The organism is Streptomyces sp. A2-16 (genome assembly GCF_018128905.1).
Classification (GTDB): Bacteria; Actinomycetota; Actinomycetes; order Streptomycetales; family Streptomycetaceae; genus Streptomyces.
The window spans coordinates 7,727,452-7,743,349 of the sequence record NZ_CP063808.1 but is presented as its reverse complement, the minus strand read 5'-3'; the positions used below and the strand labels follow the sequence as shown (position 1 = coordinate 7,743,349).

The window sequence follows — 15,898 nt, the reverse complement described above, 5'->3', positions numbered from 1 at the left end:
GGGGGAGGGGGAGGGGGAGAGGGAGGGGACGGGCAGGACCGACGGACCCAGTCCGCCCGCGACCGTCACATCACGGCGCGATGTTCCACTGCTGGCACGTGTTGTCCAACTGCTGCCACTGCCGCACCGCCGTCCCGTTGGCCGTGCCGCAGTTCGCCACGTCCAGCGTCATGCCGGTGTTGACGTTGGAGATCGTGTAGTGGCTGCCGACCTTGGTGACGTCCCACTGCTGGCAGGTGTTGCCGAGGGAGGCCCACAGCTGGACGGCCGTGCCGTTGGACTGTCCGCAGTTCTTGTCGTCCAGGACCGTGCCGCTGTTGACGTTGGTGATGGTGTAGTGGCCGTTGCCCGCGCTCGCGAACTTCCACTGCTGGCAGGTGTTGCCGAGCGAGGCCCACAGGTCGATGGAGGTGCCGTTGGCGGTGCCGCAGTTGACCGCGTCCAGGACCTTGCCGGAGTTGGTGTTGGTCAGGCGGTAGGCGGTGCCGGTGACCGGGAAGTTCGCGGTCGGGGTGGTGTAGCCGACGGAGGTGATGTTGGCTTGTACGGCGTTGTCGGCGGCGTCGGTCGGGTAGCCGGAGGTCATGACGCCCTCGAAGAAGGAGCCGTCGGAGCCGTTGCTGTTGTCACCGCCGGTGCCGAGGACGATGGCGCCCTCCAAGTGCATCGGGGTGTATCCGCCGAGGTTGGGCAGGGCCCCGTTGTACCAGGTGGTCAGTGAGCCTGATTGGGCGTTGCCGCCCTTGATCGCGTAGGTGGTCGTGCCGTTGTTCTTCTCCAGGGCGGTGACGTACTCGCTGGAGTTGCCCTTGTTGTTCGTGTTCGAGCCGTTGCCTCCGAAGAAGAGCCCGTTCTCCAGGTCCGCCTCGACCCAGGGGCCCGATCCGGCGCCGGAGCACGAGAACCAGCACTCCGTACCGAAGTTGATCGCGTCCATGTGGCCGTTGCCGGTGTCGTTGCCGGACGTCTCGGCGTTGCCGTAGTCGAAGCAGCAGCGGTTGTTCACGTGGTGGCCGCTGGTCACCATGTAGGCGCCCTCGGGGGAGCTGCCGGTGGCGATGCCGGTGGTGCTGTTGTCGCGGTAGCCGACACCGGCGTTCACGAAGACGCCGTAGGCCGCGTGGCCGCCCACCGTGACCGGGAGGGCGTCGGCGATCGCGCCCACGTCCTGGCCGCCGTTGCCGCCCGGCCCCTCGATGGTCAGGTCGTTGTGGTTGGCGCTCTGGTCGTAGATCTTGGTGATGACGCAGGTCGTGCCGGAGCAGAAGGAGTCCTGGGCCGCCGCGTTGGCGTAGCCGCCGGTGCTGAGCAGGCCGATGTTCGTGGTCGCCCCGTCCGAGGCACGCTTGACCTGGTAGAGGGAGCCGCCGTACGAGGCGTAGAGCGCCCGCGTGGTGCTGTGTGCCGCGGCGCAGGGGGTTCCCGCGGAGGCGTAGATGTCGCAGGGCAGGGACGAGGCGGCTGCGGCGGTGCCGGCGGTGCCCACGACCCCGGCCAGGATGCCTGCGAGCAGGGTGAGGACCGCGCTCACTGTCAGCAGGAGCCCTCTGAGACGTCGGCGGTCTGTCACTGGACCGTTCACGGTGAACCTCTTCCGTCGTGCGTGCTTCTGGCTGTCGTGGGTGCGTCTGTCGTCCGGTGCCGGTGCCGGTGCCGGTGTCGGCATCAGCACCGGCACCAGACGCTCGGGAGACAGGCGATGTTGGCGCTAACATTCCGGGCCCTCACGAGGCGTAGAGGGTTCCGGGCGCAGAAAAGAGTGCGGGGGAGGGGATGGGAGAAGAGCCGACCTGGGCACATGCTGTTCACGCGTGGTCGGCCGGAGGGAGCGATCGCTCTCGCGGCTCCGTCTTTTTACGGCCGTATGAATTCCGGGTCAACACGGTTGAACAGTCAAGAGTCCCAAAACAAAAGCTGTGCCGTCTGTTTACCCAGGTGCGCGGACGGGCCGGGAGCGATCTTCAATGGCCAAGTAGTGCCAGGTCAGCGGGGACTTGACGAAATCCGCACGGTCGGCGATTCCGCCCTCGGGACGTCCGGATCATCCTTGACCCTCGCAGAATGTGTGCGCTAACAATTCGTCACGACGTACACACCACGAAGACGTGTGAGGAGGCGGACCGTGGACACAGAGCGCGCGCCGGTGATGGCGGACGTGGCCCGGATCGCGGGCGTCTCGCACCAGACCGTCTCCCGGGTCCTCAACGACCACCCCAACGTCCGTCCCCGCACCCGGGAACGGGTCCTCTCCGCCGTACGCGAACTCGGCTACCGGCCCAACGCGGCCGCCCGCACCCTGGCGACCCGCCGCACCCGCACCCTGGGCGTGATCAGCTTCAACACGACGCTGTACGGCCCCGCCTGCATGCTCTACGGCATCGAGCAGGCCGCCAGGGAGCACGACTACTTCGTCACCGTGGCCGCGGTCGGCACCCTCGACCGGCGCTCGGTGCTGGACGCCGTGGACCGGCTGCGGAACCAGGGCGTGGCGGGGATCGTCGTCATCGCGCCGCAGACCGCCGCCGTGGGCGCGCTGGCGAACGTGCCGTCCGACGTCCCCCTGGTCGCGGTCGGCTGCGGCACCCACACGGCGCTCGTCTCGGTCGCCGTGGACAACGAGTCGGGCGCCGAGCTGGCCACCTCCTACCTGCTCGACCTCGGCCACCCCACGGTGCACCACCTGGCCGGCCCGCGCACCTGGCTCGACGCCCAGGAACGCGAGACCGGCTGGCGCGCCACCCTGGAGAAGCGGGGGGCGCGCGTGCCCGAACCGCTGGCCGGCGCGGACTGGACGGCCCGTACCGGATACGAGCACGGCCGCCGGATCGCCGCGAACCCCGAGGTCACCGCGGTGTTCTGCGCCAACGACCACATGGCCCTCGGTCTGCTGCGGGCCCTGCAGCAGAACGGGCGCCGGGTGCCCGAGGACATCAGTGTCGTCGGCTTCGACGACATGCCGGAGACCGAGTACTTCGGCCCGTCGCTGACCACCGTCCGCCAGGACTTCGACGAACTCGGCCGCCGTGCCCTGCGCGCGCTGATCGAGATCGTCGGTGATCCGGACGCCGGGATCCCGGCGTCCGGCGAGAGACCCCACATCGTCATCCCGCCCAGTCTCGTCGTGCGGACCTCGGCGACCCGCCCGCGACCCCGAACAGAGAGCCCGACATGACAGACGCCCGGTAGTACCAGGTTCAGCAAGGCCCTGATCAGCAGGGACTGTCGTCAGCCCGTGCCGTACGGAGCACGAGGCTCGACCCCGGCCCACCGCTGCAAGCGGTCGGCGCCCCCCCGGTCCTGACAGACCGTCAGGCATACCTCCGGCGCCCCGCGCCCTCGCCGCGCTCACCCCGATGAGCCCCCCCGCCCGGCGACACCGCGCGCTCCGCCACGTACCGCTTCGAAGTGGCCCTCACCCGCACCCGTGCCCGCCTCCCCGGCACCGGCATGTCCGCGCACAGGTGTGCGTCCGGCCTCCCGGAAAACCCTCGAACTCATCGCATTCAGAAGGGCGTTGATCAGTCATGACCCGTACCAGAAGGTCCCGCGCCATCGCCGTCGCGACCGCCGTGCTCCTCTCGCTCGCCGCCGCCGGCTGCTCCAAGAACGCGGGCGGCTCCGACAGCTCGGGCTCGACAGACACGAAGGCCGCCGCCCCCGTCGCACTGGCCGGCTCGGTCACCTTCAACCAGGCGAACCTCGCCAAGCTCGACGCGTCGCTGAAGTCCGCGCTGGCCGGCAAGGACCTGTCCAAGGTCGACATCGCGATGGTCGTGAACGTGGCCGCCGACTACTGGAAGGCCGGCCAGGTCGGCTTCCTCAAGGGCTGCTCCGACCTCGGCATCGCGAAGAGCAAGTGCACCTACTTCGCCCCGCCGAACGGCAAGCTGACCGAGCAGAACTCCGAGCTGGAGACGCTGCGTTCGCAGGGCGTCACCGGCTACTCGATCTCGGCGATCGACCCGACCTCGGCCGCCGGGACCATCCACACCGACGTCCAGAAGGGCATCGGCGTCCTCGCGATCGACTCCCCGCTGCCCGGCACCGACGCCGCCTCCCTCTACCTCGGCACCCCGAACTACACGGCCGGCTTCCAGGCGGGCACCGCGATGAAGCAGGTCCTCGGCGGCAAGGGCAAGGTGGCCATCCTGGTCGGCTCGCTCACCGCGTCCAACGCCACCCAGCGCATCCAGGGCTTCGAGGACGCGCTCAAGGGCACCAAGATCACGGTCGCGCAGAAGGTCAACGACAACCTCCAGGCCAGCACGGCCACTTCGGACGCGGAGACCATCCTCGCGAACAACCCCGACGTCAACGGCCTCTACGGCGTCTACTCCTACGACGGCCCCGCGCTGGCCCAGGCGGTCACCTCGGCCGGCAAGACGGCCTCCGTGCACATCGTCTCCGACGACTCCGACGCCCAGACGCTCAAGTTCATCAAGTCCGGCGTGATCTCCGGGACGGTCGTGCAGATGCCGTACCAGCAGGGCTACACCGGGGCGTACATCCTGGCCGCGGAGAAGGTGCTGGGCAAGGACAGGACCATGGCGCTCGTCAAGCCGTACCTGGAGAAGGACGGTTCGACCCTGAGCTCCGGCGTCGGCCTGGTCACCAAGTCCGACCTGGGCGCCTACCAGGCCCTCGAGTCGCAGCTCGGGATCGGCTGAGCATGACGGCCACGAAGACCGCCCCGGACCGCGCGGTCACCGCGCGGCTGCGGGGGGTCCACAAGTCGTACGGTCCGGTACGCGTCCTCGACCTGCCCGAACTCGACCTCTACGCCGGTCAGGTGATCGGCGTGGTCGGCGAGAACGGCGCCGGTAAGTCCACGCTGATGGGCACGCTCGCCGGGTCGGTCCACCGGGACGGCGGCGAGATCCTGATCGGCGGCGAGCCCCTCGCCGCCGGGTCCACCGAGGCCGCGGGACAGCTCGGCATCGCCATGGTCTCCCAGGAGTTCCCGCTGGTCGGGCAGCTCTCGGTGGCCGAGAACCTGCTCCTCGGCCGCCGCCCGCGCGAGTCGAAGCGACGGCTCCTGGTGGACCGGGCGGCCCAGCGGGCCGAGGCGAAGGCGATGCTCGCGGAGATCGGCCTGTCCGCCGAGACCATCCCGGTGGGCAAGGAGGTCCGCACCCTCCCGGTGCCGACCCGGCAGATGATCGAGATCGCCAAGGCCTGGGGCCGGGAACCCAAGCTGCTGATCCTGGACGAGCCGACGTCCTCACTGGGCCCGGTCGAGGCCGCCATGGTGCTGGGCCTGGCCCGTCAACTCGCCGAGCGCGGTGGCACGGTGCTGTTCATCGGGCACCGCCTCGACGAGGTGCGGGACATCAGCGACCGCGTCCTGGTGCTGCGCAACGGCAGGCTCGTCGCCGACCTCGAACCGGCCGAGGCCACCGAGGAACGGCTGATCCGGGAGATGGTCGGCGGCGAGGTCGCCCAGGGCGCACCGAAGGCACCGCCCGCGACCAGCCCCGTCCTGCTCCGCGCCGAGGGCCTGACCGCGGACGGCCTCGGACCGGTCGACCTGGAGGTGCGCGAGGGCGAGATCCTGGGTGTGGCCGGGCTGATGGGCTCCGGCCGCAGCCGCCTGGTCCACACGATCGCCGGGGCACAGCCCTCCACCGGCGGCCGGATGCTGCTCGGCGGTGAGCCCTACCGGCCGCGCGGCGCGGGGGACGGCGTGGCGGCCGGGATCGCGCTGATCCCCGAGGACCGCAAGGAACAGTCGCTGGTGCTGTTCGCCTCGATCCGTTCCAACGTCGTCGTCTCGGTGCTCAAGCGGATCAGCACCCGGGGCCTGCTCGGACCGGGCCGCGAACGCGCCGAGGCACGGAAGATCACCGAGAACGTCAATGTGCGGATGCAGTCGGTGGAGCAGCCGATCGGCTCGCTGTCCGGCGGCAACCAGCAACGCGCCATCTTCGGCCGGGCGTTCGCCGCCGAACCCCGCCTGCTGCTGCTCGACGAACCGACCCGAGGCGTGGACGTCGGCGCCAAGGCGGAGATCTACAAGCTGATCGACCAGGCGGCGGAGCAGGGCATGGGGATCGTCGTGGCCTCCTCCGAACTGGAGGAACTGCTGTGGATCTGCCATCGCGTCGCCGTGATGAACCACGGGCGGGTGGTCGAGGTCATCGACCGGGCCGACGCCACCAAGGAACGGATCATGACGGCCGCGGCCGGCACCTCCGCCCTGCTTCCGCACCAGCCCGACCAGGAACACCTCACGAACGGAGCCCCAGCATGAGCGCGCAGAGCACGCTCGCCCCGAACGAGGTCGCGCCGCCGTCCCGTTCGGCCGTGTCGAACCTCGCCCGCAGACTCGCCGCCTCCCCGGAGGCCGGAGTCATCATCGCCTGCGTGGTGGTGTTCGTGGCGATCGCCGCCAACGCGGAGACGTACACGGCGGTGGGCAACCTCCAGGTGATGGGCCGCGATCTGTCCCAGGTCGGCATCCTCGCGATCGGCGAGTCGCTGGTCATCCTGACCGGTGGCATCGACCTGTCGGTGGGCGCGCTCGCCGGGCTGGCCGGCATCCTGGCCGCCTGGATGAACGTCAACGAGGGCCTGCCGGCGCCCCTCGCGATCCTGCTCACGCTGGTGATCACCGCCGGTGTCGGCCTGTGGCACGGCATCATGGTCACCCGCCTGAACGTGCCGCCCTTCGTGATCACCCTGGTCACCTACACCGTCGCGCAGGGCACCGCGCTCGCGATCACCAGCGGCTCGCCCATCAACAACCTCGACCCGATGTTCAGCAACCTGAGCCAGTACTACCTCGGCCAGGTGCCCGTCCCCGCCCTGTTCTTCGTCGGCGCGGCCGCCGTCGCCTGGTTCGTCCTGGAGCGCACCTACGTGGGCCGCCAGATCTACGCGGTCGGCGGCAACAAGGAGGCCGCCCGGCTCGCCGGCATCCCGACCGCCCGCCGGATCACCTCCACCTACGTCGCCAGCTCCGCCCTCGCCGGTCTGGTCGGCATCCTGGTGATCGGCCGTATGAACGTGGCCGACCCCTCGGTCGGCGCGGGCTGGGAACTGACCGCGATCGCCGCCGCGGTGGTCGGCGGCATGTCACTCTCGGGCGGTGAGGGCCGTATCGCGGGCATCGCGGCGGGCGCGATCCTGCTGGAGTTCATCACCAACGGTCTGCTCGCCCTCAAGGTCAGCCCCTACGACCAGCAGGTCGTGCAGGGAGCGGTCCTCGGCGTCGCCATCCTGCTCGACCGGGCGCGGGCCCGGTACTTCGGCAGGAGCCGCAGCTAGGGCACAGGGCGGGCTCGCACGCGTCCTCACACCTTCGAGTTCTCTCGAACGCCGATCGACATGTCGAACATCTCAGGAGGTCGCCGGTGAACGCCGGACACGACACAGCCGCCAACCCGGACCTTTGCGTCATCGGGGTCGACTACGGAACGCTGTCCGGCCGGGCCGTGGTGGTCCGCGTGCGGGACGGCGCGGAACTGGGCACGGCCGAGCACGCCTACCGGCACGCGGTCCTGGACCGGGAGCTGCCGGACGGCACCGGGCTGCCGCCGGACTGGGCCCTTCAGGTGCCCTCCGACTACATCGACGTGCTGCGGCACGCCGTGCCGGAGGCCCTGAGCCGGGCGGGCGTGCGGCCCGACCAGGTCATCGGCATCGGCACGGACTTCACCGCCTGCACGATGGTGCCGGTGCTGGCCGACGGCACCCCGCTGTGCGAACTGCCCGAGTACGCGGCCCGTCCGCACGCCTACGTCAAGCTGTGGCGCCACCACGCCGCCCAGGCGCAGGCCGACCGGATCACCGAACTGGCCGCCGAGCGCAAGGAGCCGTGGCTGAAGCGGTACGGCGGGAAGATCTCCTCCGAGTGGGAGTTCGCCAAGGCGCTGCAGCTGCTGGAGGAGGACCCCGAGATCTACGGCCGCACCGAGCGGTGGGTGGAGGCGGCGGACTGGATCGTGTGGCGGCTGTGCGGCACGTACGTCCGCAACGCCTGCACCGCCGGCTACAAGGGCCAGCTCCAGGACGGCACGTACCCCTCCCGCGAGTACCTCGCCGCCCTGAACCCCCGCTTCGCCGACTTCGTGAGCGACAAGCTGGAGCACCCGATCGGCCAACTCGGCTCCCGCGCAGGCGGGTTGACGGCCGAGGCGGCGGCGTGGACGGGACTGCCGGAGGGCATCGCGGTGTGCGTCGGCAACGTCGACGCGCATGTGACGGCGCCCGCGGCGGGCGCGGTGGAGCCCGGTCAGATGGTGGCCATCATGGGCACCTCGACCTGCCATGTGATGAGCTCCGACCGCGACGGCACGGTGCCGGGCATGTGCGGGGTCGTCGACGGCGGGATCCTGCCGGGCCTGTGGGGATACGAGGCCGGGCAGAGCGGCGTCGGTGACATCTTCGGCTGGTTCGTGCGCACCGGGTTCCCCGCCGCGTACGCCGAACAGGCCGCCGCCCTGGGCCGCGACGCGCACGAACACCTGACGGCCCTCGCGGCCGGGCAGCGCGTCGGCGAGCACGGGCTGATCGCCCTGGACTGGCACAGCGGCAACCGTTCCGTGCTGGTCGACCACGACCTCAGCGGTGTGATGGTGGGCCTGACCCTGTCGACCCGGCCGGAGGACGTCTACCGGGCGCTGCTGGAGGCCACCGCCTTCGGCACCCGCACCATCATCGAGGCGTTCGAGAGCTCCGGGGTGCCGGTCGACGAACTGATCATCGCGGGCGGTCTGACGAAGAACGCGCTGCTCATGCAGATCTATGCCGACGTCACCCGCCGTCCCCTCGGCGTCATCGCCTCCGCACAGGGACCCGCGCTCGGCGCGGCGATGCACGCGGCGGTCGCGGCCGGGGCCTACGCGGACATCCAGGCCGCCGCCCGGTCCATGGGCAAGGCCGACCGGGGCGTCCACCGGCCGGACCCGGAGCGGGCCGCGGCCTACGACCGCCTCTACGCCGAGTACCGGCTCCTGCACGACTACTTCGGCCGCGGCACCAACGAGGTCATGCACCGCCTGCGCGCCATCCGCGCCGACGCAGCCTGCCCTTCCTGACCCCTCCGATCCCTTCCGGCCCCTTCCGCCCCCTTCCGACCCTCCTGAGCTTCCTGATCCACCCGAGCCTCCGGATCTCCTGAAAGGCAGACCCTCATGGACACCGACGTCACCCCCTACCCCGATCAAGAGATCTGGTTCCTCACCGGCAGTCAGGGCCTGTACGGCGACGACGTGCTGCGTCAGGTGGCCGACCAGTCCAGGAGCATCTCCGAGACGCTGGGCCGGCCCGGCAAGGTCCCGGTGCGGATCGTGTGGAAGCCGGTCCTGACCGACGCCGACGCGATCCGCCGTATCTGCCAGGAAGCCAGCGCCTCCGACACCTGCGTGGGCGTCATCGCGTGGATGCACACCTTCTCCCCGGCCAAGATGTGGATCGCGGGCCTGAGCGCCCTGGACCGGCCGCTGCTGCACCTGCACACCCAGTACAACCTGTCCCTGCCCTGGCCGAGCATCGACATGGACTTCATGAACCTCAACCAGGCCGCGCACGGCGACCGGGAGTTCGGCCACATCGAGTCCCGGATCGGCGTCGAGCGCAAGATCGTCGCCGGACACGCCACCGATCCCAGAGTCGTACGACGGATCGCGGCCTGGGCCCGAGCCGCCGCCGGCCGGCACGCCGCCCGCACCCTGCGCCTGGCCCGCTTCGGCGACAACATGCGGGACGTGGCCGTCACCGAGGGCGACAAGGTCGAGGCCCAGCTGCGGTTCGGCTTCTCCGTGAACACCTACGCGGTCAACGACCTGGTCGCGGTCGTCGACGCCGTCGAGGACAAGGCCGCGGCCAAACTGGCGGACGAGTACTGCGAGTTGTACGACGTCGTCCCGTCCCTGCGCCCCGGCGGCATCCGTCACGACTCGCTCCTGTACGCCGCCCGCCAGGAACTGGGCCTGCGCGCCTTCCTCACCGAGGGCGACTTCACCGCGTTCACCACCAACTTCGAGGACCTGGGCGGCCTGCGCCAGCTGCCCGGTCTGGCCGTGCAGCGGCTGATGGCGGACGGCTACGGCTTCGGCGGCGAGGGCGACTGGAAGACCTCCGCCCTGCTGCGCACGATGAAGGTCATGGGCCAGGGACAGCCCGGCGGCACCACCTTCATGGAGGACTACACCTACCACCTCGGCCCCGGCACCCCCCGCATCCTCGGCGCCCACATGCTGGAGGTCTGCCCCTCCGTCGCCGCCGCCCGCCCGCGCTGCGAGATCCACCCCCTGTCCATCGGCGGCCGCGAGGACCCCGTCCGGCTCGTCTTCGACGCCGCCCCCGGACCCGCCGTCGTCGTCGGCCTCTCCGACCTCGGCGACCGCTTCCGGCTGACCGCCAACGAGGTCGACGTGGTCGGCCCCGGCGAGCCCCTGCCCCAGCTCCCCGTGGCCCGGGCCGTGTGGAAGCCGCGCCCCTCCCTCGCGGAGTCGGCCGAGAGCTGGCTGCTCGCCGGGGCCCCGCACCACACGGTGCTCAGCTCGGCCGTCGACCCCGAGACCCTGACCGACTACGCGTCCATGACCGGTGTCGAACTCCTCACCATCGACGAGCACACCACCACCGACCGGTTCGCCAAGGAGATCCGGTGGAACGCCGCGTATCACCGACTCGCCCAGGCCCTGTGAGCGTGACCGACGGCCGCGAAGGAGACGAGCGATGACCGTACGAGTCCGCGACGGCCTGCGGCAGGAGGTCCTCAAGGCCAACCTCGCCATCCCCCAGGTGGGCCTGGCGACCCTGACCTGGGGCAATGTGAGCGGAGTCGACCGCGAGGCCGGGGTGTTCGTCATCAAGCCGTCCGGCGTCCCCTACGAGGACCTCGCCCTGGACCACCTGGTGACGGTCCGGCTGTCCGACGGCAAGGTCGTCGACGGCGACCTGCGCCCCTCCACCGACACCGAGACCCACCGCTGCCTCTACCTGGCCTTCCCCTCCATCGGCGGCGTGACCCACACCCACTCCACCCACGCGGTCGCGTTCGCCCAGGCGCACCGGGACGTCCCCGTCCTCGGCACCACCCACGCCGACACCTTCAACGGACCCATCCCCGTCACCCGGGACCTCACCGCCGAGGAGTGCGCGAGCGACTACGAGTACAACACCGGCCGCGTCATCGTGGACCTGCTCAAGGAGGACGACCGCAGGGCGACCGAGGTGCCCGCCGCGCTGGTCGCCGGCCACGGCCCCTTCACCTGGGGCACCTCCGCCCGCAAGTCCCTGGAACACGCGATCATCTGCGAAGCCGTCGCCGACATCGCCCTGCACACCCTGTCCCTGTCCCCGGCCGCCCCACCGCCCCCGCACCTCCTCAACCGCCACTACACCCGCAAGCACGGCCCCGACGCCTACTACGGCAACCCGGAGGCGACCACGGCCTCCGGCTGACCGGGGCGTTCGGCCGGCGCCGGGCCCGGCGCCGAGGAGGTGACGGGGCCGGGTCTCACGCCACGATCGCCATCCCGCGATCCGTGCTGCCGAGCCGCCTCGCCCCGTCCTCCGTGCACGTCACGACGTCCGCGATCCGCATGCCGAAGCGGCCCGGCAGCCGCACCCCGGCGCCGATCGACAGGCACATGCCGGGAACGAGGAAGGTCTGCTCGCCCTCGGCGAGGTACGGCGGCTCGTGCGCGGTGACGCCGACGCCGTGGCCGGTGGGTTCGGCGCCGTACTCGCCGTACCCCGCGTCCTCGATCATCCGCCGGGCCCGGCGGTCGACGTCCTGGCAGGTCACGCCGGGGGCGGCCGCCTCCGAGGCCGCCTGCTGGGCCGCGAGGACGAGGTCGTGGACCGTGCGTTCGTCCTGGGTCGGTTCGCCCACGTGGAGCGTGCGGGTCGTGTGCGAGGCGTAGCCGTCCTTCAGACCGCCGAAGTCCAGGACCACCGTGTCGCCCTTCCTGAGCGTCCGGTCGCCCGCCCCGTGATGCGGGTTCGCGCTGTTCCGGCCGGACGCCACCGACGTGAAGACCTGGCTGTGGCCGCGCTCGCGCAGCAGCCGGGCGAGATCATTGGCCACGTCCGTCTCACGACGCCCGGTGAACCGTGCGGACAGGATCGCCTCGTACGCCGCGTCCCCGGCCGCTCCCGCCGCCGCGAGCCGGGCCACCTCGTGCTCGTCCTTCACCGCGTGCAGCGTCGGCAGTACGACGGTCAGGGGGCGGTAGGCCGTCAACGGCAGGGCCTCCTGCAGGCCCAGCAGGTGCAGCGCCCACGTGGTGTCGCAGACGCCGTAGCGGCCGTTCGGGAGGAGGAGCCCGGTGGCGGCGGCGTACGGGTCCTGGCCGTCGCGCCAGTCGGAGATCCGCACGGCGCCCGCGCCCGGGGCGGCCTCCGCGGCGGCACGGTCCAGGGCCGGGACCAGGAGACGGGGCTCGGAGCCGGGGGTGAGGACGAGGAGGGTCAGGCGGGTCGACGCCGGTGGGCGGTAGCCGCAGAGCCGGACCAGGTCGGGGCCGGGGGTGATGAGCAGTCCGGCCAGGCCCGCCACGGCCGCCTCTCCGGCCGCCCGGGTCATACGGGTCGCGTAGTCCTGTTCCGTGAAGGGGGCGGGGGTGTCGTTCATGGGGCTCCTCCGGCCGCTGCCGTCGTCCGGTTCATCGTCCGAGGAGCCGGGCGCGGGGTGCCCGGGGGCCTGGACCGACCGGGTGACACCTCGCCCCGCGGCACGCGGCCGGCGCGTCAGACGGCCCGGTGCCCCAGCGAACGCTCCGTCACCCGGGCCAGATGCGAGTGGAGGACCTCCCGCGTGTCCGGAGTCAGGGTGCGCAGGGCCACCAGCGCGGTGATCACCACGTCGCACAGCTCGGCCTGGACGTCCTCCCAGGTGTGGGTGACGCCCTTGCGGGGGTTCTGGCCGATCGCCCCGATGACGGCCTCGGAGACCTCTCCGACCTCCTCGGAGAGCTTCAGCATGCGCAGGAGCAGGCCCTCACGACCGCTCACCGGCTGATCCGTCTCCAGCCAGTCCCACAGGGCGTCGACGGACTTCCAGAGGTCGGGGGAGGGCGTGCCGTGATCACTCATGTGGAGGAGCTTGCCACGGCGTGGGGTCTCGCTCGCCCGCTCCGCGAACTACGCCTCTTCCTCCTCGAACAGCGACGCCTGCCCGTCGTCGCCCGCCCCCTCCTTCTCCCGCAGCCGCCGATTCCGCGCCCCCACGACCAGCGTCGTCACCAGCGCCGTCGCGCCGAGAGCCACCGGCACCATCCAGCTCCGGTCCACCGTGTGGCCGAGCGCATGGTCGAGGGAGAGCCGGCCGGGACCCGTCACCGCGAGACCCGCCGCCGTCAGGCCCAGCGACGCCGCGTACTCGTAGCCGCCGCCCGCGTTGAAGAACCCGTTGGGCGCGTGCACGGCGGACGCGCCGGCCATCGCGCCGGCCGCCGCCGCACCCGCGGCCGGGGTCGCGAGGCCCAGGGCCAGCAGGGTGCCGCCGCCCGCCTCGGCAAGGCCCGCCGCGGTGGCGCTCGCCTTGCCCGGCGCGTAGCCGACGGACTCCATGAACTGGCCGGTTCCCTCCAGACCGCCCCCGCCGAACCAGCCGAGCAGCTTCTGCGCGCCGTGGGCGGCCAGCACACCCCCGGTTCCCAGCCGGAGGAGGAGCAGGCCCAGATCACGTCGGTCGTATGCGGTCACGATGACTCCCAGCACAAGAAGTGGAATGAGACCCCCCTCGCGTTTCCACCGTCGCACCGCTCACACCCGCCCGGAAGACCCGCGCGGCCGTTCGGGTGGCGTCCCCCGTGGTGCGGTGTGAGTCCGGCTGGCATGACGATTCAGACCGCCAAGCTCAGCGACCCGGCCGTCCGCGCGTTCGTCTCCGCCGTCAACGCCCATGACCGCGAGGCCTTCCTGTCCTTGCTGGCGCCCGGCGCGACCATGGCGGACGACGGCAGCGACCGCGACCTCGACGAGTGGATCGACCGGGAGATCTTCTCCTCCCACGGCCACATCGACGTCGACAACGAGTCCAACGGCGGCCGTTCCCTCCTCGCCCACTACCGCAACGACACCTGGGGAGAGATGCGCACCCGCTGGGACTTCACGGTCGGCGAGGACGGCAGGATCTCCCGCTTCGAGACCGGCCAGGCGTAGAAATCCGCCACGGACCCTTGCCTTCGTGTGCGCTCCAACTCCTAGCGTTCTCAGGCATGGAGATCACACGCACTCTCGGCCGCTCCGGCATCGAGGTCAGCGCACTCGGCTTCGGCTGCTGGGCGATCGGCGGCGAATGGCAGGCCGCCGACGGGCAGCCGCTCGGCTGGGGCAAGGTCGACGACGACGAGTCCGTCCGGGCGGTCCGGCGCGCCCTCGACCTGGGCATCACCTTCTTCGACACGGCGGACACCTACGGCGCCGGGCACAGCGAGCGCGTCCTCGGCCGCGCCCTCGGCAAGCGGCGGGACGACATCGTGCTCGCCACCAAGTGGGGCAACGTCTTCGACGAGGACACCCGCACCCTCACCGGCGCCGACCCCACACCCGCGTACGCCCGCCGCGCTCTCACCGCGTCCCTGGCACGCCTGGGCACCGACCGCATCGACCTGTACCAGCTCCATCTGTCCGATCTCGATCCGGCACTCGCGGCCGAACTGCGGGATCTCTGCGAGGAGTTCGTGCGCGAGGGGCTCATCCGCGCCTACGCCTGGAGCACCGACGACCCGGCCCGTGCTGCCGTGTTCGCGCAGGGGGAGCACTGCGCGGCCGTGCAGCACGCGCTGAACGTCATGCAGGACGCGCCCGAAATGCTCGCCCTGTGCGAGGAGTCGGGCCTGGCGAGCATCAACCGCAGCCCGCTCGCGATGGGGTTGCTGGCCGGCAAGCGCCAGGGACCCCAGGACGCGGGGGACATCCGCAGCAAGCCCCCGGCCTGGCTCCAGGGCTTCGGTGACGGCGCGTCCGCCGACCCGGAGTGGCTGGCCCGCATCGACGCGCTGAAGGAGATCCTGACGAGCGACGGCCGTACGCTCGCACAGGGCGCGCTGGCGTGGATCTGGGCCCGCAGCCCACGGACGGTCCCGATCCCCGGCTTCCGCTCGGTGGCCCAGGCGGAGCAGAACGCGGCGGCGCTGGAGAAGGGTCCGCTCACCGCCGACCAGCTGACCGAGGTCAACCGCGTCCTGGAACGGTGAGCGGCCCGACGAGGCAGGCGGCCGATTCCTACTGGGCGTAGGACTGCTGCTGCTCGGTCAACGTGATCCGCCCGGCCTTGATGGTCGCCAGCCGGGGGGCCCGCCGGGCGATCGACGAGTCATGCGTGACCAGGACGAACGTCAACCCGTACTCGTGCCACAGCCCTTCGAGCAGCGCCATGATCTCGTCCCGCATCGACTCGTCGAGGTTCCCGGTGGGCTCGTCGGCGAGCAGGACCTTCGGCTTCTTGACCAGGGCCCGCGCGATGGCCACCCGCTGCTGCTGACCGCCGGACAGTTCGGCCGGTGCGTGGGTGAGCCGCTCGCCGAGTCCGACGGAGCGCAGCGCCTCGGCCGCCCGCTCACGCCGTTCCGCCGGCTTCACGCCCAGCGGGACCAGCGCCGTCTCCACGTTCTCCTGCGCCGTCAGCGTCGGGATGAGGTTGAAGGACTGGAAGATGATGCCGATCTTCTCGGCGCGCAGCCGGGTCAGCTTGGCCTCGCTGATCCTCGCGAGGTCGACGCCGTCCAGTTCGACGCTGCCCTCGGTGGGGCGGTCCAGGCCGCCGATCATCTGCAGCAGCGTGGACTTGCCGCCGCCGGTGGGGCCCTGGATGACCAGCTGGTCGCCGTCCTCGATGGTCAGGTCGACGCCCTGGAGGGCCTCCACCGTCTCCTTGCCGCGTGAGTAGCGCTTGGTGACGCCGGTGAGTCTGTACATGGGAGCTCCGTTGAGAAGTGCG

14 protein-coding genes are annotated in these 15,898 nt (G+C 71.2%); 9 read left to right on the top strand and 5 right to left on the bottom strand.

Features of this window, described 5'->3' with window-relative positions:
* Window positions 1-70 precede the first annotated feature (70 nt).
* Window positions 71-1,570, bottom strand: a complete 1,500-nt coding sequence (locus tag IOD14_RS34830) for an arabinofuranosidase catalytic domain-containing protein (protein ID WP_249126131.1) — start codon at window positions 1,568-1,570, stop codon at window positions 71-73.
* 552 nt (window positions 1,571-2,122) lie between these two features.
* Here IOD14_RS34830 and IOD14_RS34825 point away from each other — a divergent pair.
* The 7 genes from IOD14_RS34825 to araD all read left to right on the top strand — a co-directional run bounded on the left by IOD14_RS34825 (window position 2,123) and on the right by araD (window position 11,412).
* Window positions 2,123-3,172 (top strand): substrate-binding domain-containing protein, encoded by a 1,050-nt coding sequence (locus tag IOD14_RS34825; protein ID WP_249126130.1) that lies wholly within the window; start codon window positions 2,123-2,125, stop codon window positions 3,170-3,172.
* Window positions 3,173-3,524: 352 nt separating this feature from the next.
* A complete protein-coding gene (locus IOD14_RS34820; RefSeq protein WP_212672395.1) occupies window positions 3,525-4,667 on the top strand; it encodes a substrate-binding domain-containing protein in 1,143 nt (380 codons plus the stop codon).
* 2 nt (window positions 4,668-4,669) lie between these two features.
* Entirely contained in the window at window positions 4,670-6,250 is a 1,581-nt protein-coding gene (locus IOD14_RS34815) for a sugar ABC transporter ATP-binding protein (RefSeq protein ID WP_212672394.1), read from the top strand.
* Window positions 6,247-7,266 (top strand): ABC transporter permease, encoded by a 1,020-nt coding sequence (locus IOD14_RS34810; RefSeq protein WP_123988777.1) that lies wholly within the window; start codon window positions 6,247-6,249, stop codon window positions 7,264-7,266. Before IOD14_RS34815 ends, IOD14_RS34810 begins: the two co-directional genes overlap by 4 nt.
* 86 nt (window positions 7,267-7,352) lie before the next feature.
* Window positions 7,353-9,038 (top strand): ribulokinase, encoded by a 1,686-nt coding sequence (gene araB, locus IOD14_RS34805; RefSeq protein WP_212672393.1) that lies wholly within the window; start codon window positions 7,353-7,355, stop codon window positions 9,036-9,038.
* A 96-nt stretch (window positions 9,039-9,134) separates the two neighbouring features.
* The gene (gene araA / locus IOD14_RS34800; RefSeq protein WP_123988775.1) at window positions 9,135-10,652 is read left to right on the top strand and encodes an L-arabinose isomerase; all 1,518 of its coding nucleotides are present in this window, start codon (window positions 9,135-9,137) and stop codon (window positions 10,650-10,652) included.
* Window positions 10,653-10,683: 31 nt separating this feature from the next.
* Window positions 10,684-11,412, top strand: a complete 729-nt coding sequence (gene araD / locus IOD14_RS34795) for an L-ribulose-5-phosphate 4-epimerase AraD (RefSeq protein ID WP_212672392.1) — start codon at window positions 10,684-10,686, stop codon at window positions 11,410-11,412.
* 55 nt (window positions 11,413-11,467) lie between these two features.
* Here araD and IOD14_RS34790 read toward each other — a convergent pair whose 3' ends face one another.
* The 3 genes from IOD14_RS34790 to IOD14_RS34780 all read right to left on the bottom strand — a co-directional run bounded on the left by IOD14_RS34790 (window position 11,468) and on the right by IOD14_RS34780 (window position 13,659).
* On the bottom strand, window positions 11,468-12,586 hold the full coding sequence (locus IOD14_RS34790; protein ID WP_212672391.1) for a M24 family metallopeptidase: 1,119 nt from the start codon (window positions 12,584-12,586) through the stop codon (window positions 11,468-11,470).
* 116 nt (window positions 12,587-12,702) lie between these two features.
* On the bottom strand, window positions 12,703-13,047 hold the full coding sequence (locus tag IOD14_RS34785) for a MazG-like family protein (protein WP_123988772.1): 345 nt from the start codon (window positions 13,045-13,047) through the stop codon (window positions 12,703-12,705).
* A gap of 48 nt (window positions 13,048-13,095) precedes the next feature.
* Window positions 13,096-13,659: a DoxX family membrane protein gene (locus IOD14_RS34780; protein WP_123988771.1), complete on the bottom strand. Its 564-nt coding sequence runs from the start codon at window positions 13,657-13,659 to the stop codon at window positions 13,096-13,098.
* Window positions 13,660-13,791: 132 nt separating this feature from the next.
* On the opposite strand from IOD14_RS34780, the gene IOD14_RS34775 reads away from it, so the two are divergent.
* Entirely contained in the window at window positions 13,792-14,118 is a 327-nt protein-coding gene (locus tag IOD14_RS34775; protein ID WP_123988770.1) for a nuclear transport factor 2 family protein, read from the top strand.
* Between the two features lie 56 nt (window positions 14,119-14,174).
* Window positions 14,175-15,155 (top strand): aldo/keto reductase, encoded by a 981-nt coding sequence (locus tag IOD14_RS34770; protein ID WP_212672390.1) that lies wholly within the window; start codon window positions 14,175-14,177, stop codon window positions 15,153-15,155.
* Window positions 15,156-15,183: 28 nt separating this feature from the next.
* On the opposite strand, the gene IOD14_RS34765 is transcribed toward IOD14_RS34770, so the two are convergent.
* Window positions 15,184-15,876: an ABC transporter ATP-binding protein gene (locus IOD14_RS34765; RefSeq protein WP_212672389.1), complete on the bottom strand. Its 693-nt coding sequence runs from the start codon at window positions 15,874-15,876 to the stop codon at window positions 15,184-15,186.
* Window positions 15,877-15,898: the final 22 nt, after the last annotated feature.

Bases quoted from the DNA above. Each gene is read 5' to 3' on its own strand.
- IOD14_RS34820 (WP_212672395.1), top strand. From the start codon at position 3,525: ATGACCCGTACCAGAAGGTCCCGCGCCATCGCCGTCGCGACCGCCGTG.
- IOD14_RS34815 (WP_212672394.1), top strand. From the start codon at position 4,670: ATGACGGCCACGAAGACCGCCCCGGACCGCGCGGTCACCGCGCGGCTG.
- IOD14_RS34810 (WP_123988777.1), top strand. From the start codon at position 6,247: ATGAGCGCGCAGAGCACGCTCGCCCCGAACGAGGTCGCGCCGCCGTCC.
- araA (WP_123988775.1), top strand. From the start codon at position 9,135: ATGGACACCGACGTCACCCCCTACCCCGATCAAGAGATCTGGTTCCTC.
- araD (WP_212672392.1), top strand. From the start codon at position 10,684: ATGACCGTACGAGTCCGCGACGGCCTGCGGCAGGAGGTCCTCAAGGCC.
- IOD14_RS34790 (WP_212672391.1), bottom strand. From the start codon at position 12,586: ATGAACGACACCCCCGCCCCCTTCACGGAACAGGACTACGCGACCCGT.
- IOD14_RS34785 (WP_123988772.1), bottom strand. From the start codon at position 13,047: ATGAGTGATCACGGCACGCCCTCCCCCGACCTCTGGAAGTCCGTCGAC.
- IOD14_RS34775 (WP_123988770.1), top strand. From the start codon at position 13,792: ATGACGATTCAGACCGCCAAGCTCAGCGACCCGGCCGTCCGCGCGTTC.
- IOD14_RS34770 (WP_212672390.1), top strand. From the start codon at position 14,175: ATGGAGATCACACGCACTCTCGGCCGCTCCGGCATCGAGGTCAGCGCA.
- IOD14_RS34765 (WP_212672389.1), bottom strand. From the start codon at position 15,876: ATGTACAGACTCACCGGCGTCACCAAGCGCTACTCACGCGGCAAGGAG.